This is a genomic window from Corallococcus sp. RDP092CA (assembly GCF_041903675.1).
Classification (GTDB): Bacteria; Myxococcota; Myxococcia; order Myxococcales; family Myxococcaceae; genus Corallococcus.
Genome location: NZ_JAYESI010000005.1, coordinates 312,474 through 335,508, shown reverse-complemented (window position 1 = coordinate 335,508; position 23,035 = coordinate 312,474). Strand labels below are relative to the sequence as shown.

Annotated in this window: 17 protein-coding genes; 8 read left to right on the top strand and 9 right to left on the bottom strand. The window is 71.9% G+C overall.

Features of this window, described 5'->3' with window-relative positions; genetic code table 11:
• Positions 1-123: 123 nt before the first annotated feature.
• From U8525_RS08885 to U8525_RS08875, 3 genes are all read right to left on the bottom strand, one after another.
• Positions 124-492, bottom strand: a complete 369-nt coding sequence (locus tag U8525_RS08885; RefSeq protein WP_374263695.1) for a hypothetical protein — start codon at positions 490-492, stop codon at positions 124-126.
• A gap of 71 nt (positions 493-563) precedes the next feature.
• Entirely contained in the window at positions 564-1,490 is a 927-nt protein-coding gene (locus U8525_RS08880) for a CHAP domain-containing protein (RefSeq protein WP_374263693.1), read from the bottom strand.
• A gap of 34 nt (positions 1,491-1,524) precedes the next feature.
• Positions 1,525-7,257 (bottom strand): hypothetical protein, encoded by a 5,733-nt coding sequence (locus U8525_RS08875; protein WP_374263691.1) that lies wholly within the window; start codon positions 7,255-7,257, stop codon positions 1,525-1,527.
• Between the two features lie 166 nt (positions 7,258-7,423).
• Between U8525_RS08875 and U8525_RS08870 the strand changes: the two genes are divergently transcribed.
• Positions 7,424-7,924 (top strand): GNAT family N-acetyltransferase, encoded by a 501-nt coding sequence (locus tag U8525_RS08870; protein ID WP_374263689.1) that lies wholly within the window; start codon positions 7,424-7,426, stop codon positions 7,922-7,924.
• 3 nt (positions 7,925-7,927) lie between these two features.
• Here the strand turns inward: U8525_RS08870 and U8525_RS08865 are convergent, their stop codons facing one another.
• The gene (locus tag U8525_RS08865; protein ID WP_374263687.1) at positions 7,928-8,113 is read right to left on the bottom strand and encodes a hypothetical protein; all 186 of its coding nucleotides are present in this window, start codon (positions 8,111-8,113) and stop codon (positions 7,928-7,930) included.
• Between the two features lie 469 nt (positions 8,114-8,582).
• On the opposite strand from U8525_RS08865, the gene nth reads away from it, so the two are divergent.
• Positions 8,583-9,353: an endonuclease III gene (nth, locus tag U8525_RS08860; RefSeq protein WP_374263685.1), complete on the top strand. Its 771-nt coding sequence runs from the start codon at positions 8,583-8,585 to the stop codon at positions 9,351-9,353.
• 3 nt (positions 9,354-9,356) lie between these two features.
• Here the strand turns inward: nth and U8525_RS08855 are convergent, their stop codons facing one another.
• Positions 9,357-10,625: a phosphatidylserine/phosphatidylglycerophosphate/cardiolipin synthase family protein gene (locus U8525_RS08855; RefSeq protein WP_374263683.1), complete on the bottom strand. Its 1,269-nt coding sequence runs from the start codon at positions 10,623-10,625 to the stop codon at positions 9,357-9,359.
• 252 nt (positions 10,626-10,877) lie between these two features.
• On the opposite strand from U8525_RS08855, the gene U8525_RS08850 reads away from it, so the two are divergent.
• The 5 genes from U8525_RS08850 (at position 10,878) to U8525_RS08830 (ending at position 17,921) form a co-directional block, all read left to right on the top strand.
• Positions 10,878-13,292, top strand: coding sequence for an acyl-CoA dehydrogenase (locus U8525_RS08850; protein ID WP_374263680.1), 2,415 nt, complete (start codon positions 10,878-10,880; stop codon positions 13,290-13,292).
• Complete coding sequence (locus U8525_RS08845) at positions 13,289-13,804, top strand: ester cyclase (protein ID WP_374263678.1); 516 nt, start codon at positions 13,289-13,291, stop codon at positions 13,802-13,804. Before U8525_RS08850 ends, U8525_RS08845 begins: the two co-directional genes overlap by 4 nt.
• 120 nt (positions 13,805-13,924) lie before the next feature.
• Entirely contained in the window at positions 13,925-15,403 is a 1,479-nt protein-coding gene (locus U8525_RS08840) for an MBL fold metallo-hydrolase (RefSeq protein WP_374263676.1), read from the top strand.
• Positions 15,396-15,845: a DUF3293 domain-containing protein gene (locus tag U8525_RS08835; RefSeq protein ID WP_374263674.1), complete on the top strand. Its 450-nt coding sequence runs from the start codon at positions 15,396-15,398 to the stop codon at positions 15,843-15,845. The genes U8525_RS08840 and U8525_RS08835 overlap by 8 nt, the downstream gene beginning before the upstream one ends.
• A gap of 141 nt (positions 15,846-15,986) precedes the next feature.
• Entirely contained in the window at positions 15,987-17,921 is a 1,935-nt protein-coding gene (locus U8525_RS08830; RefSeq protein WP_374263672.1) for a bifunctional UDP-sugar hydrolase/5'-nucleotidase, read from the top strand.
• Between the two features lie 3 nt (positions 17,922-17,924).
• Here the strand turns inward: U8525_RS08830 and U8525_RS08825 are convergent, their stop codons facing one another.
• From U8525_RS08825 to U8525_RS08810, 4 genes are all read right to left on the bottom strand, one after another.
• Entirely contained in the window at positions 17,925-18,335 is a 411-nt protein-coding gene (locus U8525_RS08825) for a hypothetical protein (protein ID WP_374263670.1), read from the bottom strand.
• A gap of 126 nt (positions 18,336-18,461) precedes the next feature.
• Positions 18,462-19,061 (bottom strand): ATP-dependent Clp endopeptidase proteolytic subunit ClpP, encoded by a 600-nt coding sequence (gene clpP / locus U8525_RS08820; RefSeq protein WP_374263668.1) that lies wholly within the window; start codon positions 19,059-19,061, stop codon positions 18,462-18,464.
• A 126-nt stretch (positions 19,062-19,187) separates the two neighbouring features.
• The gene (gene fumC / locus U8525_RS08815; RefSeq protein WP_374263666.1) at positions 19,188-20,585 is read right to left on the bottom strand and encodes a class II fumarate hydratase; all 1,398 of its coding nucleotides are present in this window, start codon (positions 20,583-20,585) and stop codon (positions 19,188-19,190) included.
• Positions 20,586-20,747: 162 nt separating this feature from the next.
• Positions 20,748-21,107: a PspC domain-containing protein gene (locus U8525_RS08810; protein ID WP_374263664.1), complete on the bottom strand. Its 360-nt coding sequence runs from the start codon at positions 21,105-21,107 to the stop codon at positions 20,748-20,750.
• Positions 21,108-21,380: 273 nt separating this feature from the next.
• Between U8525_RS08810 and aceB the strand changes: the two genes are divergently transcribed.
• Positions 21,381-23,003 carry a malate synthase A gene (gene aceB / locus U8525_RS08805; protein ID WP_374263662.1) on the top strand — a complete coding sequence of 541 codons (1,623 nt, stop codon included), beginning with the start codon at positions 21,381-21,383 and terminating at the stop codon, positions 23,001-23,003.
• The last annotated feature ends 32 nt before the right edge of the window (positions 23,004-23,035 follow it).

Below are 23,035 nucleotides of genomic sequence, written 5' to 3'. Positions count from 1 at the left end.
CAAGCTGCTGGCCGCCGTCTACTCCGTCGCCAAGCGTCGCAAGCCCTTCACCCCGCTGCTGCCGACAGCCCCCTCCCCGAACCCCTCCCCATGCGCAAACGGTTGACTGAGACTCACGGCATCTCAGTCGTCCCGGTGCGCGTGGCCCTTCCTGCCGCGCCCCGGGCCGTACCAGTCGTCGCGGACCTTGTCGTTCACGCTGATGAGGTCGCGCGAGAACGCGTCGTAGTCCAGGAACAGGTGGCCCTTCTCGCCCCGGCCATCCACGCGCATCCGCACCTTCCACACGTTGTTGCCGGTGAGGCGCGCGTCCTGCAACTCACAGCGGTAGCCGCGAGAGCGGCACTGGTCGAACCCGCGGCGCACGGCTTCGTCGTAGCGCATCGCCACCCGGTGCGGCGGCGGCCTTGGAGGCGGCCGCGAAGGACGCGTCTCCGCCACGATGCATCCGGACGACAACAACAGGCATCCCAGGAGCAGGGGCAGTCTCATGCGCGGAATGACGCCACACCCGCGCGGGGATTCAAACCCGCGCTCCGTATGCCTTTGCGACTGCGGTGAGACTACAAACCTCCAGGCGAGGCGAACGCGACGAACAGCTCACCCGCGAGGTACGCGCGCATCCCCTTGCTCGCCGGTCGGATGAAATCATTGAGCAGCGCGCCGGAGCTCAGCCGGTGCACCGTGGGGAACGCCAGGTTCATGCGGCTGCGCGCCACGCCCTTGCCGCCCCGGTGGATGAACGTCACGGTGCCATCCGGCGCCACGGACTCCACGACCGCGATGTGCGTCATGCCGTCGTTGCGCTTGCCGTCGCGGTTGCGGTCGTAGGTCTCCTTGAAGAACGCCAGGTCGCCCGGGCGCGGGTTCAACCGGTGCACCGCGCCGGCGGCCTGCGCGCGGCGGAAGATGCCCGTCACCGCGTTCTCGCCCGCGAGGAAGCCGTGCGCCACCAGGTCGATGCCGGCCTGCAGGTACGCCAGCCGCACCAGCCCCGAACAATCATTGGGCACCGAGCGGTCCAACCGCCGCGAGCCCACCAGCTGCGCCGCGCGCGCCACGATGCCGCGCGCCAGCTTCGACGGCGGCGGCAGCAGCTCGTCCCAGAAGCCGCCCGGTCCCTGCGTGGGCCCGGTGAGGAGCGCCGCGGCCTCCAGCGCCGCCGCGATGACGCCCGCCTCCTCCGGCACCGCGTGCGGCTCCGCGTCCAGCAGTGCCGCCAGCCCCTCGCTGCCCTCTGGCGTCACGAAGGCCAGCGGTGGGGGTGCTTCGGCCTTCACCCCAAGTGCGCCCTCCGCGCCCACCGGCGCGACGCTGGGTGCTCCAACCGGGGACGACATACGGGCCGCCGAGCCCGGAACCTCCACCGCCACGCGGGGCGCGGCGTCCGGGACATGCGCACAACCCACCAGGCAGCCCAGCGACAGCAGGGCGACGAGCGACGAACAGCGCAGCAGCAACCAGTCCTCCGGGGGTGAAAGCGGGCGCATTCAACCCTGGAATCGTTTTACTTCAAAACAGGGATCATCCCTCCCAGGTCGCGAGCAGGTCGCGCACCCGGGCGTACTTCTGGAGCAGGGTAGCCCGGTGGGCGCTGAGGGTCACCATGAATCCCACCACCATCAAGCCCAGCAGCGACAGGAACGCGGCGCCCACGCGGTGGTCGCGCATGCCGAAGCGCACCAGGTTGGCGGCCACCGCCGTCACCAGGAACGCCGAGCCCAGGTACACGTAGGAACGGATCCGTAGCGCGATGCCCGCCCCCACGCCCACCAGGCAGAGGAACACGCACAGGAGCATCGCCCCGCCGTCGTTGAAGAGCAGGGGCTTCCACGCGCCCGCCACGTAGATGCCCGTCACCGCCAGGGCGCGCAGCTGCGCGTAGGCATCCCGCGGCAGGCTCCGGCGGAAGACGCGCAGGAGCAGGAGCAGGGAGAGGCCCGCGGGGATGGCGTAGTACTGCGGCTCGCCGGAGCCGGTGCCCAGCCAGACGAAGTACAGCGCCGTGTTGAAGGCCGCGACGGACATCAGCGACGCGAGCCCCTTCCGCTGCGTCAGCGCCCCGAGCGCCGCGAAGTGCGCCGCGTAGCCCACGAGCAGCGCCACCGCCACGAACGGCTGGCTCCACGGCACCGTCAGCAGGCCCGCCAGCGGGAAGAGCCACGCGCCCGCCACCGCGGGACGGCGGAACGCCTGGCGGCCCGCGCCCTCGCGCCGCACGAAGAGGTACAGGCCGGTGAAGGCCGCGCCACCGAGGATGGAGACCAGGCTGTCCGCGGCGTCGGGGCTCGCGCCCAGGCCGATGAAGCGCGCGCAGAAGTAGCCCATCGCCACGGCCGCCTGCGCGAGCCACGCGGCGGCCTCGTCCTCCTCGCGCGCCGCGTGGCGCACCAGGGCGAACAGCAGGACGCCGAGCCCGCCGCACGCCACCCACGCCTCGCGCGCCGCGCCGCCCGGCAGGCGCACCGCCAGCACCGCGAGCAGCACCTCCGTGAGCGCGATGATGGAGAACGCGCGCCCCATGCGCCCGCGCACCGCCTTGCCCGCCACGGACAGCACCAGCGTGGCGAGCAGCGACGTCGCCGCGCCGAAGTACGGGAGGATGAACTCCGCGCCCCGGCCGGTGGAGTGCGTCGCGGCGTAGGAGAGGATGAAGGCGTGCACGGCGAAGAGGGACGCCAGCCACCCCAGCCACTCGCGGTCGCGGCGGCGCAGCACCACCACCCACGCCGTGGCCCACGTGAAGCACACGCACAGCGGCATGCCCGGATGCGTGAGCGAGCGCAGGCCCGCGAGCGACAGCAGCGCCAGCACCGCGCCGCCATGGTGCAGGGCCGCGCCCACCTCCACGCCGCGCCTGTCCAGCGCGAAGCCCGCGACGGCCAGCAGCAGGCCCGTGCCCGCCACCACCGCCGGCGCCCACAGCGGCGGCACGGCGGCGACCAGCACCAGGCCGAGCAGCGCCGTGGCGCCGTTCATCATCCAGCGCTCGCGCGTCGCCATCAGCGTGAGCGACGCGGCGCCCGCGACCAGCGCCACCGGCAGGGGCAGCGCGCCCGGCCCCGCGTCCACCCACCGCAGGCCCACGAGCAGCGCCACCGTGCCGGCGCCGCCGGCCCACAGCGGCTCGCTCCACGTGCCCTCGATGCCGGGCGTCAGGCGCGAGGTGAGGTTCGTGAGCGCGCGCTGCACGGCGCCGGACTGGCACAGCGCGGAGAGCAGCGCGGAGGCCAGGCCCACGGCCGCGACGAGCAGCGCCCCCTCCGGACGCCACACCCCCACCGGCAGGTCCGCCGTCTGGCCCAGCGGCGCCAGCGCGAACGCCGCCACCGCCGCCGTGAGCAGCCAGCGCTGCGACAGCAGGAACGCAGACATCAGCAGCACCGCGCCCAGCACGGCCAGCGCGCTCGGCGTCGGCGACACCAGCGTGGAGATCGCCGCCACGCCCAGGGCCGAGCCCGTGGCGCACGCGCGCAGCGCCATGTCGCGCGGGCCGCAGAAGAAGGCGGCCAGGGACCGGGGCGCGTGGTGCTCCGCCAGCGCCAGGGCCAGCAGCAGGCCGGTGGCCCAGGGCCGCGCGTCCGGGATGAACAGCAGCAACAGGGACGCGACGATGACGCGGATGGAGGGCCGCGGGCCCGTCATGGGCACCAGCGCGATGGCGCAGCAGAGGGCCGTGCGCTGCCCCAGCGCCTGCTCCGGGAACACCAGCACCAATACGCCCAGGCTCGCGACCGCCACCTGCATCCACTTGGACAGCTCGTGGCGCGGGCCCTCCTCGCGCGAGAGCAGGAGCAGCGAGGCCACGGCGGGCACGTGCTCCACGGCGCGGACCACGAGCAGCGGGAAGAGCGGCAGCAGCGCGATCCACGGGGGCGGCGAACTCCAGGCCGTCAGCGTCAGCACGCCGTAGAGCACCATCAGCGCCGCGGCGAAGGGCTGGCGCAGCGAGCGCGTCCACAGCAGCGGCAGCAGCGCGGGCCCGATGAGCGCGAGCGGGACGGCGCCGCTCCCCACGTGCCCGTGCCAGGACATGGCGGAGTCCACCATCACCGCCATCGCGCACAGCGTGGAGGCCACGCGGAAGGACGCGCAGCCCGTGGCGATGCGCTTCACGGCGGGCACGTCGTCCAGGAGCGCCAGGATGCTGAAGAACGCGGCGAGCCCCAGCAGGGCCAGCGGGCCGGCCGTGTGCACCGCGACGGTGGCCTCGAGGGTGGCCAGCGTCAGCCCCAGCGTCACGGGCAGCGTGCGGGCGGTGAAGAGCGCCGCCAACGCCGCGCCCAGCAGGAACAGGGAGCGGTCACTGGAGCGGGCCAGGACCACCGGCACCAGCGGCAGGACGAGCGCGAGGATGCCCGCGGCGGTGGTGCTCCCGCCGCGGCCCTTGCGAGCGGCGACGACGGAGCCCAGGAGCGAGCCCGCGATGAGCAGCGCCAGCGACAGCCCCGGCGACATCCCCCACGCGGTGTAGAGGCGCGGCACGTCCGGCAGGAGCGCGAAGCCCACGAGCACGACCGCGAGCGGCCGCACGCCCGGGAAGGTGCGGGAGGCCACCGCCACCGTCGCGGCGGCGGTGAGCAGCACGGGCCCCATGAAGGTCCGGTCGACCAGGCCCCACAGCACCGCGAGCACCGCGTACAGGAGGCCCGGCACGCCGAAGCGCTTGAGCAGGCCGCCGCGCTCGCCCAGGAGCGCCAGCGCCAGCGAGCCGCCCACCATCGCCGCGAGCAGCGCCTGCGTGGAGTGGGCCCCGGCGAGCTTCGGCAGGATGGCGCCCGCGAGGAAGGCACCGTAGGCCAGGAAGCGCTCGTCGCGCAGCCGGAGGGCGGCCAGCAGGACGCCCGCGCTCCCCAGCGTCATGCCCACGACGGGCGCGGCGACGGGAGACGTTCCGAGCGCGATGGCGAATCCGCACGTCGCGATGACGCCGGCGACAGCGGAGACGAAGCGCCGCGTGCGCTCGTCCACGAGGCGCCAGGCGACCCCCGCCAGGCCCAGCGCCAGGACGCCCGCCACGACGGACGCGGGGCCCGCGCCGTAGACGCGGAGGGCGCTGAAGGGCAGCACGCCGAAGAGCACCGAGCCCACCGCGGACAGCGGGAAGCGCTTGAACAGCAGGCCCGCGCCCAGGGACATCACGGCCAGGGCGAGCGTGGCGGTGAAGGAGGGCCGCGAGTCGGGCCCCAGGTGTGAGTAGAGCGCGAACGCGGGCGCGGCCCAGGTGGTGGCGCGCAGCAGCACGTCCGCGATCCCCAGGGAGCGCGCGTCCCCGGTGCGCTCGCCGCGCTTCTGGCAGAAGAACGCGAGCACCAGCCCCGCGAGCACGAAGGGAAGCGCCGTCAGCGCGCCGTACTGGAAGGGCAGCGGCGCCGCGGGCGGGTAGCCCATGCGCGTCTTGATGGCGTTGATGAGCAGGGTGAGGGCGTGCGGGATCAACTGCGCGCTGGACGCATAGCTGAAGTAGGCGCCCGCATACGCCGGGTAGAGCCACGGCAGCCGGCTCACGGGGCCGCGAGACAGCGACACGAGCGTGCCGGTGAAGATGGCGGCGGTGAAGAAGAAGGCGGGCCTGGTGCCGACGATGGCGCCCGCGAGGCAGGCCACCTGGAGCGCGATGGTGACGACCGCGAGCGGATCCGCTGCGCGCTTCACGTCGAGCGTGCGGAAGCGCAGGCAGGTGGCGAGCAGGAAGGCGGCGAACGGCGCGTAGGTCCCAGGAGGGACGGAGACGCCCGCGGCGCTCAGCCCCAGGTGCAGGCGGATGGCGAACAGCGCGGTGAGGTACAGCGGCGCGGCGAGCGCGAAGGCGAGCACCCTGCTCTTGCGAGGCGTGGTGGGGGCCTTGCTCGACAGCAGGAAGAAGAGGACGCACGGCAGGGCGTTGAGCCACACCGCCGGGGCGCCCATGCGCGCGGCCAGGGGAGCCAGGCCCATGATGAGCGTGGCGCCAACGAGGCCCAGCTGGATGAACGGGCGGGAGGGCGCGTCGAAGAACTCGGTGGGCTTGCGAGCGAGCCAGGCGGCGGCGCCGGCCCAGACGAAGAGCAGCGGCACGAGCAGCACGGGGCGCACGCCGTCGAGTTGGAGGGCCTCACCGAAGCCCAGGGGGCCCAGCGCGACGCCACCGAGCGGGGCCACGGCGGCGCCGATGAGGCCGAGGATGTGACCCGGCTTGCGCAGGGAGTCGCGACGGGCGAGGACGCCACCCCACACGGAGAAGCCGACGGAGTAGCCCACGGTCATCAGGAAGACGGTGAGCGAGCGGGTGACGGACGTCATCCCGTCCCAGGACTCAAAGACGAAGTAGAGCGTGCCGGAGAGGATGAGGAACGCGCCGATGAACCACGCGATGCTCTCGTAGAGGAACGGCCGCCACACGCTGCTCCACGAGGAGGTCTTCTCGATGAGTCGGGCGGTGCGGCTGTTCGGAGCGGGCGGCTCCATGAACGGTTCGGCCGGGTTCGGAGGCAGCCGGCGGGCCGCGGAGGCGCGCGATGCGTTCGCGTCCTGCGCGCGGGAGGCAGCGGGCGCACGCGAGGTGTTCAGCCGGCGAGCCGCCGAGCCATCCGACAGGGACGCGATGCCGAGGCACGCGATGAGGTCGAGCGAGTTGAAGTGGAACGTGGCGCCCGCGGCGTTGGGGATCGCGGCGGCGTCGGGGACAGCGGCGTCAGCTGCGGCAACGTGGGTGGTGGCAGCGACCTGCGCGACGGCAGCGGCGTCAGCAGCGGCAACGTAGGTAGTGGCAGCGACCTGCGCGACGGCAGCGGCGTCAGCAGCGGCAACGGGCTCAGCGGGCGCCTCCGTGGTGGAGGCATCGGCGATGTGCGCGGCGGGGACGAGGTCCTCTGCGGCGTCGGAGGCCACGGCTTGCGCAACCGGGACCTCGGTGGAAGCGGCATCCCCGGAGGGAAGCGTCACGAGACCGAGGGCAACGGCGCCCTCTCCCATCGAGGGAGCCACCACGGCGTCCTGCGGGGGCTCGACGGGCGCGGAGGTCAGCGCCTCGATGGGCGTCTCGGTGAGGACGGAGAGAAGGACGCGGGCCTGTCGCTCGTAGCGCTCGGCGAGGCGGCGGCCGACGTGGGGCGGCACCTCGCCGGGGTCCCAGCGACGCACCTCATCCAGGAGGAAGTGGACGTGCGCGAGCTCGGCCTCGATGGCGGAGCGCGCGCGAGCGGCGAGACGATTGCCACAGACGACGCACTGGGCCGCGCTCCCCAGGCGTTCTTGTCGGCAGTCAGGACAGTACATGGGACTTCCCCCTCTACAACGACCGTGCCACGAAGGATGCCCTGGAAGGGCGCGGGATTGAAACCTGGGGAGGTGCGTCGGGCGCGTGGCGGTTGTGCAGGGCGCTGCACAGGTGCACACCCGGCGCGGCTGGCCGGCGGGCTGGAGTCATGGGACGGTGCGCGCCATGAGCACGGAACGGACGTTGAGGCCCATCGAGGCCCGGGACGACGCGGCGGTGGCGGCGGTCATCCGCGCGGTGATGCCGGAGTTCGGAGCGGACGGTCCGGGGTTCGCGATCCACGACCCGGAGGTGGACGCGATGAGCGCGGCCTACAGCCGGCCCCGGCACGTGTATTACGTCGTGGAGCATGAGGGTCAGGTGGTGGGAGGCGCGGGCATCGCGCCGCTGGACGGGGGAGCGCCGGACGTCTGCGAGCTGCGAAAGATGTACTTCCTCCCCCAGGCCCGGGGCCACGGCCTGGGCGAGCGCTTGTTGAGACACTGTCTGGAGTTCGCGCGAAGCGCCGGCTTCCGGCAGTGCTACCTGGAGACGCTGGCGGGCATGGACCAGGCCCAGAAGCTCTACCTCAAGGTCGGCTTCGAACCGCTGAGCGCCCCCATGGGCCGCACCGGCCACTTCGGCTGCGACCGCTGGTACGCCCTGAACCTGACCCGGTCCGCCTGACCGCTACGGCATGAACGTGCGCCGCGCGAGGAGCTTGCCCTCGGGCGACACGGCGTACAGTTCGAACCGGTCGAGCTCCAGCTGGCTCCCCGCGGGCCATCCGCATCGGTCGAGCCGCCGGTCGACCCGGACGAAGTAGACGCCTTCCTCCAGGCCCACCACCACGTCCAGCGATTCAGCACGTGGCACCTCTCCAGGAGAGATTACGGATCCGCGTCATCGGGGTAGCACTTCGGAGGTGGAGGGGTAGAGCTGAGGCTGCTGGGAGGTGAAGGCTCGCAACGGGCCTCCAACTGCCATCTTCGCTCCGATTCTCTCCAGAGAGAGACCTTCCCCTCGAAGTTCCATTTCAGGAGCGGGTAGCACCAGGTCGCCAGGGACAGCGCCCATGTCCGCGTAGACCACCGGGACATCCGGATGAGCCCAGGGACCAGGAGCGCCAATCAGCCTTGAGTCGTTCTCCAGCTGAGGCAGCTCGCTGCTCAGGAAATAGAGCCTGGGGCTCGCGCAGGCGAGCAGCAGTGCCAGGAGACTCCACACGATTGAGCAGGAGCGTTGCCGCATCCCCCAGCAAGCCTGACCGCCCGCCCACCGGCCCGGCAAGTGCGCCCGGCCAGTCACTCCCTCCGGGCCCAACTTCCCAGGTCAGGAGGCCCGCATGGCGGTCAAGAAGCAGTCCCGGTCCACGACGGCGACAGGTCCACGGCGGGCGCCTCTCGCCCGGAGTGCCCGCACCTCGCACGCCGCGCTCCCGCACACGACCCTGGACAAGCTCCCGTTCGACATCGAAGAGGTCCTCCGCCGCGTGCGCCACGAGGTCCGCGCCTTCGCCGACGCGGCCATGTTCGAGCTGGCCGCGAAGGGCCATGGCTCCCTCTTCGAACAGCTCATCGCGTGCATCCTCTCCATCCGCACGCTCGATGAGGTCAGCCTCCCCGCGGCCCTCCGGCTCCTCAGCCGCGCCCACACGCCCGAGGCCCTCGCGCGACTCACGCCCGCCGAGATCGACGCGCTCATCCGCCCCGTCACCTTCCACGAAGGCAAGGCCCACCAGGTCCACGCCATCGCCGTGCGCACACGCGATGAGCTCCACGGCCAGCTCCCCGCGGATCCGGACGTGCTCCAGTCCTTCAAGGGCGTGGGCCCCAAGTGCGCGCACCTGGCGCTCGGCATCGCCTGCGGCCATGAGGCCATCAGCGTGGACATCCACGTCCACCGCGTCACCAACCGCTGGGGCTACGTGAACGCCTCCACCCCGGAGCGCACCCTCGCCGCGCTCGAAGCCGTCCTCCCCCGCCCCTACTGGGTGGAGCTCAACCGGCTCCTCGTCCCCTTCGGCAAGCACGTGTGCACCGGCGCGCGGCCCAGGTGCTCCACCTGCCCCGTCCTCCCCTACTGCCGACAGGTGGGCGTCACCTCCCACCGCTGAAGCCTACCGGTCGTGCCCCGCCCACTGCGTGGCCCTCCGAGCGAACCGACGCCACGGGTTCGTCCGGCCGCCGTTCTCCAGCGAGATCTCCTTCGCGTGCCTCGCGTCCTTCTCCCAGCACGCCTCCAGCTTCGCGGCGATCTCCCGGTCCTCGAACACCAGCGACCCTTCGCTCAACTTGTTGAGCGACAGCGAGTCCAGGTTCGTGGAGCCCACGACGCACAGCCAGTCGTCCACCAGCAGCGTCTTCGAGTGCAGCATCGCCGGCTGGTACTCCCAGATGCGCACGCCCGCCCCCAGCAATCGCTCATACGTGGACCGCTGCGACGCGCGCACCACCGGCACGTCGTGATGCGGCCCCGGCCCCATCACCCGCACGTCCACGCCCCGCCGGACCTTCACCTCCAGCTGCTCCAGGATGTCGTTGGGCGGCGTGAAGTACGCGTTGGAGATCCACAGCCGCTTCGTCGCCGCCGCCACCACCAGCCGCACCATCCGCTCCGCCTCGGTGATGCCCAACCGCCCGGAGCTGTCGATGAACGCCGCGCACCCGCCGCCGCCCGCCTCCAGCTCCGGGAAGCACTCGCGCGGCAGCAGGCCTCCGCCGGACTCCTGCCAATGCTTGGCGAACGTCACCTGGATGCGCCGCACCTCCGGCCCCTCCACGCGGAGGTGCGTGTCCCGCCAGTTGTCCTGCTTCAGCCCCTCCCACTCCCACACCTTCCAGATGCCGAAGCCGCCCGTGTACGCGATGCGCCCGTCCACCACGACCAGCTTCTGGTGCGACCGGCCGAGCAGCCGTCCCAGCACCTTGCCCGCGAGCAGCCGGTAGTAATGCACCTCCACGCCCGCGTCCGTCAGCCGGCCTTCAATCTGCTGGTCGAAGTCCTTGTCCCCCGACGTCTCCTCGCTGCCCACGGGGTCCACCACCACGCGGCACTGCACGCCCGCGCGCGAGCGCTCCGTCAGCGCCTCCACGAACCGGTCCGACAGCTCACACGGCCGCCAGATGTAGACGAGCATGTGCACGCTGTGCCTCGCCGCGCGGATGTCCTCCAACATCCGGTCGAAGACCTGGCTGTTCTCCAGCAGGTGCATCCGGTGCCCCGGCGACAGCCCCACGCCCGTGGACTGGTAGAGCGCGAAGGAGAAGCCCTCCGGCCCCGGTGGCAGCTCGAACGGCCCCTGCATCTCGTGCTTGCGCGTCTCGTCGCCGCCGTCGAACCCGTGGGCTCCCGGCTGGGGCAGCAGCTCGTCCATCAGCTCGCTCATGGCACCCACAAGCTAGGAACGCCGGGCTGCGGCAGCCACCGCCCGCCCGCCTGCCGGCGCCGTGAACGCGACCTACCGCTCCCCCCGAGCCCCCCTTCGTTCAACGAAAACCGACGGGGGCCCTCCCGTGGGACCGCTTGCCCCCGAGGGGCTGACGTCCACGCGGTGAACAGGACCGGATTCCACCGTTGCCGTGCCGGGCCCGGGTGATGACACTGCCGTCTTTTCGTTCCGTCGCCTGGAGAGACCCGCATGCTCGACGCCCCTTCCCGCCCCTCCGCCCGGGAGCTCCTGGCCCTGTCCAGCCTCGCGCCGCTGGTCCCCATGCTCTACATCGCCTGGACGGACGGCGAGCTGACCGGCGACGAGCTCCGGGCCCTGGGCGCCGCCGCCCGCTCCCAGCCCTGGCTGGACCTCAAGTCCAGCTCCGTCCTGGCCCTCTGGGTGGATCCGCTGCGTCCGCCGCCGCCCCGCGAGCTCGCCATCGTGCGCGAGCACATCCGCGCCACCGCGGAGCAGCTGGCCAGCAGCCAGCAGCAGAACCTGGCGGAGCTGGGCGTGCAGCTGGCCCAGGCGCTCGCGGGTGAGGCGCCCCTGAGCATCTCCCCGGTGGAGCTGGCCAGGGCCCTCGCCTCCATCGAGGCCACCCTGGGCGTGGATGGAAAGGAAGCGGTGCGCTCGCTGGTGCCCAGGGCGTCGCGCGTCCCGCGGGCGGAGCCCCGCTCGCACACGGCCTCGTTCGACCCCGCGGCGATGACGGCCGTGCTGGACCGCACCTACGCCAACGTCCGCCAGCAGGTGCGCGGCTGGCTGGAGGACGCGGACTTCCGCTACAAGGAAGGGCTCACCACCACCGCCTACCGCGAGCAGGTCTTCGACTGGCTCAAGCACCTGGCCCATGACGGCCTGGGCCTGCTCGCCTACCCCAAGGGGCGCGAGGGCGGCGGGGACCTGGGCGCCTTCATCGCCGCCTTCGAGACGATGGCCTTCTTCGACCTGAGCCTCGTCATCAAGGCGGGCGTGCACTTCGGCCTGTTCGGCTCCAGCATCCTGTTCCTCGGCACGAAGCGGCACCACCAGCAGTACCTGCCCGGGGTGGCCACGCTGGAGCTGCCCGGCTGCTTCGCGATGAGCGAGCTGGGCCACGGCTCCAACGTCCGCGACTGCGAGACGGTGGCCCGCTACGACGCGGCCACGCGCGAGTTCATCCTCCACACGCCGTCGGAGACCGCTCGCAAGGAGTGGATCGGCAACGCCGCCCGCCACGCGCGCATCGCCACCGTGTTCGCGCAGCTGGAGGTGGACGGGGAGCGGCTGGGCGTGCACGCGCTGCTCGTCCCGCTGCGCGATGAGCACGGCAGGGTCCTGCCGGGCATCCGCATCGAGGACTGCGGCGAGAAGATGGGCCTCAACGGCATGGACAACGGCCGGCTGTGGTTCGACCACGTGCGCGTGCCGCGCGAGAACCTGCTCGACCGCTACGGGCAGGTGACGGAGGCCGGCGAGTACACCTCCTCCATCACCGGCGACTCCAAGCGCTTCTTCACCATGCTGGGCGCGCTGGTGGCGGGCCGCGTGAGCGTGGCGTGCGCGTCCCTGAGCGCGACCAAGAGCGCGCTGACCATCGCCGTGCGCTACGGCGACCTGCGCCGCCAGTTCGGCCCCCAGGGCGCACCCGAGGTGCGCCTGCTGGACCACCAGGTGCACCAGCTGCGGCTGCTGCCGCTCGTGGCCAAGGCGTACGCGGTGGACTTCGCGCTGGAGTACCTGGTGGACCGCTACGTCCACCGCACGGAGGACGACGCGCGCGAGGTGGAGGCGCTGGCCGCGGGCCTCAAGGCCTACGCGTCGTGGAACGCCACCGCCACCCTTCAAGAGTGCCGCGAGGCGTGCGGCGGCCAGGGCTACCTCACCGCGAACCGGCTCGCGTCGCTCAAGGCGGACACGGACGTGTTCACCACCTTCGAGGGCGACAACACCGTGCTCATGCAGTTGGTGGCCAAGGGCCTGCTCACGGGCTACCGCCAGCGCTTCGAGGACGACCGCGTCTTCGCCGTCCTGCGCCTCCTCGTGGACCAGGCCACCACGGTGCTCACGGATAGAAACCCCATCGCCGGCCGGCGCACGGACTCGGACCACCTGCGCGACAGCGACTTCCAGCTGCGCGCCCTGCGCTTCCGCGAGGAGGCCCTGCTCGCGTCGGTGTCCAAGCGCATCCGCAAGCGCCTCACCGCGGGCGTGGAGGCCTTCGCCGCCTTCAACCAGGTGCAGGCGCACCTCCTGGCCCTGGCGCACGCGAGCGTGGAGCGCATCGTGCTGGAGCAGTTCCTGCGCGGCGTGGCGGCGGTGAAGGACGAGTCCCTCAAGCCGGTGCTGGGGCTCATGGCGGACCTCTTCGGCCTGTCCTGCATCGAGTCCGCCAGCGGCTGGTTCCTGGAGCACGGCTGGCTCACGGCCCCCAAGGCCCAGGCCATCCGCAAGGAGCGCGTGAAGCTGTGCGAGGAGCTGCGGCCGGACGCCGTGGGGCTGGTGGACGCGTTCGGGATCCCCGACACGTGCCTGGCGGCGCCCATCGGGCTGGGGCGGCTGGCGCCCGGCGGTGAACGGTTCGACGACGCGGCCGCTGACAGCGCCAGGGCGGGCCCGGCAGATTCCCGCGCGTCATGAGGACCTGTGTGTCGTGGGTGGTGCTGGGGCTCGTGGGACTGACCGGTTGCGCGGCGGTGTCTCCGGCGGAGCGGGCCCGGCAGGTGGGTGCGGCCAACAAGGAGCGCACCCGCCTGTTCACCGAGGAGATCTACAACCAGAAGCGCCTGGAGCGCCTCCCGGAGTACGTCGCGCCCGACTTCGTGGACCGCTCCGAGGGCGCGCCCCAGGACCTGCGCGGCCCGGAGGTGGTGCGCACGCAGGCGGAGCAGGGGTTCACCCTCTTCCCCGACCTGCGGTTCGAGCTGCTCCACGTGATGGCGGAGGGCGACTGGGTGATGGTGCGCTGGCGCGCGACGGGCACGGCCCCCCAGGGCCCGCCCACCGCGGACGGCGGCGCCCAGCCGCTCACGTTCCATGGGGACTCGCTCTACCGGCTGCGCGACGGCCGGCTGGTGGAGGCGTGGGACCTCACGGACCGGCTGGCCCCGCTGCTCCAGCGCGGATTCAAGGTCGTCCCGCCGGAGTCCTGACCCCGCCGCGCGCGAAACGGCCACGGGTCGGGCTCGACGCCGCTGGAGTCAGGGAAAACCGGGGCGTCGCGGGACGTCTCCCCATTGACACTGGGACACCGGACCCATCAGGGTCCGGGGATGGGGATCAACGCCGGACGCTCGCGGGCCGCGGACAAGGCCCGCCAGAAGGCCTTCCGCACGGCCTTTCCCTCCCATGCCCAGCGGCCCTCGCTGGGCGGCAGGCTGCTGCGCCTGTGCGGGTGGGGCCTGCTCTTGCTCGGCGCCTTCTTGCTGGTGGTCGTCATCGACGGGTGGCGCGCGTTCGGCAAGGGGGCGGAAGGGGCGCGGCTGGCGCGGATGGTGCGCTCGCCGCAGTGGCAGGACGGCGGGTTCGAGAACCCGCAGCCCATCCAGAACAACTGGGAGCGGACGCTGTCGGACCTGTTCCATTCGAGCCCGGACAGCTCGCCCCGGATGCCGGTGGTGGTGGACCGCATCGACCCGAAGCGCTTCGCGACGCCGCCCGAGGACGGGCTGCGCGTCACCTGGATGGGGCACTCGTCCACGCTGGTGGAGGTGGACGGGCACCGCGTGCTCACGGACCCCGTGTGGGGCGAGCGCACGTCGCCGCTCGGGTGGATTGGCCCCAAGCGCTGGTACCCGGCGCCCATCGCGCTGGACGCGCTGCCGCCCATCGACGCGGTGGTGATCTCGCACGACCACTACGACCACCTGGACTTCGCCACCATCGAGGCGATGAAGGACTGGGACACCACGTTCGTGGTGCCGCTGGGCGTGGGCGCGCACCTGGAGTACTGGGGCGTGCCGGCCAACCGCATCGTGGAGCTGGACTGGTGGGAGCGCACGAAGGTGAAGGGGCTGGACATCGTGTGCACGCCCGCGCGCCATGCGTCGGGCCGGTTCCTGCAACAGAACAGGACGCTGTGGGCGGGCTGGGCGCTGGTGGGGCCCCAGCACCGCGTCTACTACTCCGGCGACACGGGCCTGTTCCCCGCCATGGAGGAGATTGGCGCGAAGCTGGGGCCGTTCGATTTGACGATGATCGAAGCGGGCCAGTACGGCGCGGGCTGGCCGGACTGGCACCTGGGGCCGGAGCAGGCGGTGCTGGCCCACCGGCTGGTGCAGGGCCGGCTGATGCTGCCGGTGCACTGGGGCCTGGTGACGCTGGCGTACCACGCCTGGACGGAGCCCATCGAGCGCTCGCTGGTGGCCGCGAAGCACGACGGCGTGGGCATCGCCGCGCCGAGGCCCGGGCAGGACCTCCTCGCGCTGGCGCCGCCGCCCATCGAACAATGGTGGCCGGAGCGCCCGTGGAAGACGGCGGAGGAGGCGCCCATCGTGGCCAGCCAGGTTCCGCCCGAGCTGCGGGAAGGGCACCCGGCGCTGCCGCTGCGGCCAGCCCCCGCGACCGTGAGCCCGCCGGGCCCGGGCACGCAGACCGCGAAGCCACAAGCCGCGCCGCCGGGCGCGACCCCTCCGTCGGCGCCGCAAGGCACGGGGACGAAGGTCGCGGCTCCGCCAGCCCCGCCAGCGGCGGACACCCCGGTCTCGCCTCCGCAAGGCGCGGGACCGGCGGTCGCGACTCCGGATGAGTGACGCGCGGCGCGCCACGCTGCACGCGGCCTTCGAGGCCACGGGCTACGTCGTGCGCCCGCACCCGCTCGTCGGAGACCGCAAGCACGTGCTGCGCGTGGGCGCGGCGCACCCGGCGCTCGACGCGGCGCTCAGCGCGCACGGCTTCAGCACCTGGGCCTTCGTCACCGCGTGGAATCCCCACGCGCACCCGCGCCCGCCCCGCGCCAACGCGCGCCTCCAGCAACGCCTGCTCGCGCTGCTCGGAGGTCGGGGCCACGTGGCCGTGTCCGCGGTGGGCGTGGCGGAGGACCGGCGCTGGTTCGAGGAGAGCCTCTTCGTCCCCGGCCTGTCCCGCGACGAGGCCCTGCGCATCGGCCGCCTGTTCGACCAGGAGGCCGTGCTCTGGGGCACCGTGGGCGGCGGCGCGGAGCTGGTGATGTGCCGGGAGCCCGTCGGCGCCTGAGCCCGCGACGGGTATCGGGCAGGTCACATCCACCGGGCCGACACCCATTCGGAACCCGGCCCTCACACCCGCGCCATCAGACGATGCCAGGGTCTCCGGCCACGTCGTGCCCATCGCGTCCCAGTCCCAGGAGCCGTCTCGATGCAGCCTCCCGTCCCCCGCGCGCGTGAAGTCGCGCGCCCCAGCGTCTTCCTCCTCGCCGGAGCCTTCGTCACCGGCCTGCTGCTCGCGGTCCACGGCGGCTGCGGCAGCGACGAGTGCACCAACGCCTTCGACTGCCAGGAGCAGCACTCCGCGCCGGAAGGCCAGGGCTGGACCTGCGTGGACCACGTCTGCAAGGCCGTCACCCTCCAGCCCCCGCCCGGCGACGACGACGCGGGCACCGGCGACAACGACGCCGGCACGGGCACGGAGGACGCGGGCGCCGGGGACGGCGGTAGCACCGTCGCCCTGAAGATCATCGCCTTCAACGACTTCCACGGGCAGTTGGAGCCCGCGGCCGGCAGCGGCGGACAGATTGCCCAGGCGCTGCTGCCGGACGGCGGCGTGGACACCAGCAGCCGCGTGAACGCGGGCGGCGCCGTGTACCTCGCCCGCTACATCGCGGACCTGCGCGCGAAGAACCCGAACTCCATCGTGGTGTCCGCCGGTGACCTCATCGGCGCCACGCCGCTGCTCTCCGCGCTCTTCCACGACGAGCCCACCATCGAGGCCATGAACGACATCGGCCTGGACCTGAGCGCCGTGGGCAACCACGAGTTCGACGAGGGCGGCACGGAGCTGCTGCGCATGCAGTCCGGTGGCTGCCACCCGGTGGACGGCTGCCAGGACGGCACCGGCTTCTCCGGCGCGAAGTTCAAGTTCCTCGCGGCCAACGTCGCCACCGGCGCCGACAGCACCCTCTTCCCACGCTACGACGTGCGCGCCTTCGAGGGCGTGAAGGTGGCCTTCATCGGCATGACCCTGGAGGGCACGCCCGACATCGTCACCCCCACGGGCATCCGGGGCCTGGAGTTCAAGGACGAGGTGGAGACGGTCAACGCGCTCGTCCCGGAGCTGAAGTCGCAGGGCGTGAACGCCCTCGTCGTCATCGTGCACGAGGGCGGCGTCCCCGCCGCCGACTCGCTCTACGACGAGTGCAAGGGCATCACCGGCGCCATCGTGGACATCGCGGCGCGGCTGGACCCGGCCGTGAGCGTCATCGTCAGCGGCCACACGCACAACGCCTACAACTGCACGCTGAGCGGCAAGCTGGTCACCAGCGCCGCGTCGGTGGGCCGGCTCGTCACGGACATCGACCTGACGCTGGACGCCACCACGGGCCAGGTCGTGAAGGCGCGGGCCCAGAACGTCATCGTCACCCGCACGGTGACGCCCGACCCGGAGGTCACGGAGCTCATCACCCGCTACAAGGGCATCAGCGCGCCGCTGGAGAACCGCGTCATCGGGTGGATCGACCAGACGCTCACGCGCGGAAACCTCCAGACGGACCCCACCGGCCAGTCCACCATGGGCTTCGTCATCGCGGACGCGCAGTTGGAGGCCACCCGGCCCGCGAACCTGGGCGGCGCCCAGATTGCCTTCATGAACCCGGGCGGCGTGCGCGCGGACCTGGTGCGCGACCCCGCCGACCCCAGCGACAAGGGCGCCGTCACCTACGGCGAGTCCTTCACCGTGCAGCCCTTCGGCAACAGCCTGGTCACCCTGACGCTGACGGGCGCGCAGCTCGAGCGCCTGCTGGAGCAGCAGTGGCCCGACGCCACCACCGCCCGCATCCTCCACCCGTCCGCGGGCTTCACCTACGCGTTCAGCGCGTCCGCGCCCGCGGGCGCCAAGGTGGACCCCGCCAGCATCCAGCTCAACGGGACGACCGTGGACCCGGCCGCCACCTACCGCGTGACCGTGAACAGCTTCCTCGCCCCCGGCGGCGACGGCTTCAGCGTCCTGACGGAGGGCACGAACCCGCTGGGCGGCGCGGTGGACTCGGACGCGCTGGAGGCGTACCTCGCCGCGCACAGCTCGGAGGCCTCGCCGCTGTCGGCCCCGACGCTGGACCGCATCACCCGGCTGCCGTAGCCATCAGCGGCCGTCCGAGCCCCCTGTCACGGGGCTCGCGGTGCTGGGCCGCAAGGCGCTGTTGGTGATGGGAGGGGGCGTGATGTCCAGGCGCCGCGCCCCCGTCACCCGCTGCGTCAGCTCATCGAAGTCCAGCTCCAGGAACTTCCCGGAGCCCTCTTGAGGGAGCGCGAAGCGGATCCGCCAGTAGTTGGGGCGGATCCGCACCGCCTCGCTGTCGCCGCTGTCCGCCAGCACGATGGCGTTCTGCCGCGCGTACTCCGCGCCCGCCTCGATGACGTCGCGCTCGCCCAGCTCCTCCTGCACGGACTGGGAGCTGGGCGGCACGGGCGGGCGGCCCGTGGCGCCGGTGGCACAACCCACACCTGCCAGGAAGGCAGGCAGCAGCGCGGCGGCGAGGAGGCGGGGAACCATGCCCGAACATTGGGCACGCCCCCGTCAAGCTGCACCCCGGGGCGGCTTGCGAAGCCGTCACCCGTCGCATGCCCGCCCGGAGCGGCGGCGCGGGGCCTGCTCCTCCGGTCCCCGCTGGAATGAAAGCTACTTGGGCGTCGGCACGCCCGCGGCGCGCTCCACGACCTCGTCGATGAGGCCGTACTGCCGGGCCTCCTCGGCGCTCATGAAGTAGTCGCGCTCGGTGTCCTTCTCGATGCGCTCGATGGTGTGGCCCGTGTGCTTCACGAACAGGCCGTTGAGGTACGTGCGCAGCCGGAGGATCTCCTTGGCCTGGATGTCGATGTCCGTCGCCTGGCCCTGCGCGCCGCCCAGCGGCTGGTGGATCATGATGCGGCTGTTGGGCAGGGCGTAGCGCTTGCCCTTGGAGCCCGCCAGGAGCAGCAGCGCGCCCGCGGAGGCCGCCTGCCCGATGCAGATGGTGGACACCGGGCACTTGACGTACTGCATCGTGTCATACATCGCGAGCGCCGCCGTGACGGAGCCACCGGGCGAGTTGATGTAGAGGTTGATGCCCTTGTCCGGGTCCTCGGACTCCAGGAACAGCAGCTGGGCGACGATGAGGTTGGCCACATCGTCGTTGATGGGCGTGCCCAGGAGGATGATGCGGTCCTTGAGCAGACGGCTGTAGAGGTCGTACGCCCGCTCGCCGCGGTGCGTGGTCTCAATGACGAAGGGGACGTTCATGGCCCCCGTACCCTAATCGTCCCCCCTTCCGCGCGCTCCCCCCTTCTTGCTGGAGCGTGCGCTGTCCCACGCTTGCGCGGGGCGGAGGGGGCCGCTCCGCGCGGCCCCCCTGGGTCGGAGGCGGGCCTACAGGTTCCCGGTCATCTTCTCCGGGCGCACCCACTGGTCGAACTGCTCGGCGGTGACGAGCCCCAGCTCCACCGCCACCTCCTTCAGCGTCTTGCCCTGCTTGTGGGCCGTCTTGGCGATCTTCGCCGCGTTGTCGTAGCCGATGTGCGGGTTGAGCGCGGTGACGAGCATCAGGCTGCGCTGGAGGTTCTCCTGGAGGCGCGGGAGGTTGGGCTCGATGCCCACCGCGCAGTTCAACCGGAAGCTGCGCATGCCGTCCGCGAGCAGGCGGCAGCTCTGCAGGAAGTTCTGGATGATGAGCGGCTTGAAGACGTTGAGCTCGAAGTTGCCGGACGCGCCACCCAGGGAGATGGCCACGTCGTTGCCCATCACCTGGGCGGACAGCATGGTGAGCGCCTCGCTCTGGGTGGGGTTCACCTTGCCCGGCATGATGGAGCTGCCCGGCTCGTTCTCCGGGATGTTGATCTCGCCAATGCCCGAGCGCGGCCCGGACGACAGCCACCGGATGTCATTGGCCACCTTGAACAGCACCGCCGCCAGGCCCTTGAGCGCGCCGTGGCCCTGCACCAGCGCGTCGTTGGCGGCCAGCGCCTCGAACTTGTTGGGCGCGGTGACGAAGGGGTGGCCGGTGAGCGTCGCGATCTCGGCCGCCACGCGCTCGGCGTAGCCCGGGGGCGCGTTGAGGCCCGTGCCCACGGCGGTGCCGCCCAGGGCCAGCTCCAGCATGTGCGGCAGCGCCGCCTCGATGTGGCCCTTCGCGCGGTCCAGCTGCGCCACGTAGCCGCTGAACTCCTGGCCCAGGGTGAGCGGCGTCGCGTCCTGCAGGTGCGTGCGGCCGATCTTCACGATGGCCTGGAAGGCCTGGGACTTCTGGGCGAGCACGTCGCGCAGGGCTTGAAGCTCCGGCAGCACGTGCTTCACCACGGCCTCCACGGCGGCCACGTTCATCGCGGTGGGGAACACGTCGTTGGAGCTCTGGCCCTTGTTGACGTCGTCGTTGGCGTGGACCTTGCGGCCCTCGCCGCGCTCGCCGCCCAGGAGCTCCGAGGCGCGGTTGGCCAGCACCTCGTTGCAGTTCATGTTCGTCTGGGTGCCGCTGCCCGTCTGCCACACCAGCAGCGGGAACTCCTCGTCGTGCTGGCCGGCGAGGACCTCATCCGCGGCCTTCACGATGGCCTGGGCCTTCTCCTGGGAGAGGGAGCCGTTCTCCTGGTTCACCCGCGCGGCGGCCTTCTTCACCAGCACCAGGGCGTGGACGAGCGCCAGGGGCATGCGCTCCGAGGAGATGGCGAAGTTCTGGCGGCTGCGCTGCGTCTGCGCGCCCCAGAGCCGGTCGGCGGGGACTTCGATGGGGCCAAAGGTGTCCTTCTCGATGCGAACGTTCTTCGTGCTCACGGTGGGGTGTCTCCAGGCCAGGGACGATGTCCCGGCGCGATTAACACCGCCGCGTCGCCACGGCAGGCCTGAGTGAAGGGCGGATGCCAGATCTCCAACGCTCCGCCGCCCCTCACCGGCCCCAGCGGCCTCTGAAGGCCGGCGGCCACCCCGGAGCGACGCTCAGACGCGCTTCTCCCAGCGGGGCGTGTCCTCGTCCACCGGCGTGTTCGCGACCTTGGACACCCAGTCCAGCGTCCCCTGCAGCGGGGCCCGGCCGTAGGGCTTCGCCGGGATGAACGCCCAGAGCAACAGGTAGAGCGCCGCGCCCATCCCCGCGGACGCGAACAGCATCAGCACGAACGCCACCCGCACCAGCGAGACCTCCACGCCCAGCTCGCGCGCGAGCGCCCCGCAGACGCCCAGGAGCGCCCGCCCCTCACCCCGGTGCAGCGGCACCGTGCGCGCGCGGCAGTGCGGGCAGCGCGGCGCCTCCCCGGACAGCTCCCCCGAACAGGCCCTGCACCGCGTCGTGACGTCCATGAGGTGACCTCCCAGTCAGGCCCCCGCTTGGCACGATGGGGGTCTCATCCCTACCTACGGAGCCCATCGCCCGCGATTGCAGCCCCCTCCGGCGCCGTGATTCCGGGGGCTTATGTCCTGCCGCGTCAGTGGATTTACAGATTTAATCCCGGTGATGTTGACAGCCTTACAGGCAAGCAGCTTCTAATTCACCAAGGCTTCACATCCCATGAGGGTAGAGACATCTTTCAGCCCGTTGAGCCGCTTTTACAACGCATCTCGTCAGGAGCCGACATGGACGCGCGCACCTCCCAGAAGCCCCCCGCCTTCGGCCCCGGCGTGACCGTGGAGGGGCCCTGGAACCCGGATTACGCGGAGGTGCTGACGCAGGAGGCCATGGCCTTCGTGGCGAAGCTGGCCCGCACCTTCGGTGAACGCCGGGAAGCACTGTTGGAGAACCGCAAGAAGGTGGCGCAGGCCTGGCGCAAGGGCGAACGCCCTCACTTCCTCCCGGAGACGGCGGACCTCCGGAGGGGCGACTGGACCGTGTCTCCGGTGCCCGCGGAGCTGCAGGACCGGCGCGTGGAGATCACCGGCCCGGTGGACCGGAAGATGATCATCAACGCGCTCAACTCCGGCGCCAGCGTCTTCATGGCGGACTTCGAGGACGCCAACAGCCCCACCTGGGACAACGTGGTGCGCGGCCAGCTGAACCTGCGCGACGCCGTGCGGAAGACCATCTCCTTCACGGCGGAGAACGGGAAGCGGTACGCGCTCAACGACAAGCACGCCGTCCTCTTCGTGCGCCCGCGCGGCTGGCACCTGCCGGAGCGGCACGTGCGCATCGACGGCAAGCCCCTCTCCGGCTCGCTCTTCGACTTCGGCCTGTTCTTCTTCCACAACGCGCGCGAGCAGCTGAAGCGCGGCACGGGCCCCTACTTCTACCTGCCCAAGATGCAGAGCCACCTGGAGGCCCGGCTGTGGAACGACGTGTTCCACCTGGCCCAGAGCGAGCTCGACATCCCGCGCGGCACCATCAAGGCCACGGTCCTCATCGAGACGCTGCCCGCCGCGTTCGAGATGGATGAGATCCTCTACGAGCTGCGCGAGCACTCGGCCGGCCTCAACTGCGGCCGCTGGGACTACATCTTCAGCTTCATCAAGACGCTCCAGTCCGACGCGTCCGTGGTGCTGCCCGACCGCGGGCAGGTGACCATGGACAAGGGCTTCCTCGACGCCTACTCGCAGCTGCTCATCCAGACCTGCCACCGACGGGGCGCGCACGCCATGGGCGGCATGGCCGCCTTCATCCCCATCAAGGGGGACGCGGCCGCCAACGACGCGGTGCTGGCCAAGGTCCGCGCGGACAAGCTGCGCGAGGTGAGCAACGGCCACGACGGCACCTGGGTCGCGCACCCGGGCCTCGTCCCCGTGGCGAAGGAGATCTTCGACGCGCGGATGAAGGGCCCCAACCAGGTGGCCAACAAGCGCGAGGACGTGCGCGTCACGGAGGCGGACCTGCTCCAGGTGCCCTCCGGCACGCGCACGGAGGAGGGCCTGCGCCACAACATCCGCGTGGGCATCCAGTACACCGCCGCGTGGCTGGGCGGCCTGGGCTGCGTGCCCCTCTACAACCTGATGGAGGACGCGGCCACGGCCGAAATCTCGCGCGCCCAGGTGTGGCAGTGGATCCACCACGGCGCCACGCTGGAGGACGGCCGCAAGGTGACGCCGGAGCTGTTCCGCACGCTGCTCGCGGAGGAGATGGCGCGCATGGACCGCGAGGGCGCCACCGAGCGCTACGGCCAGGCGCACATGGAGAAGTCCCGCGAGCTCTTCGAGCAGCTCTCCACCGCGCCCGCCTTCGAGGACTTCCTCACCCTGCCGGCCTACGAGGCCCTCGATCCGCAGTCCTGACGCCGCCCAACCCGCTTCACCGAAGTCTCTTC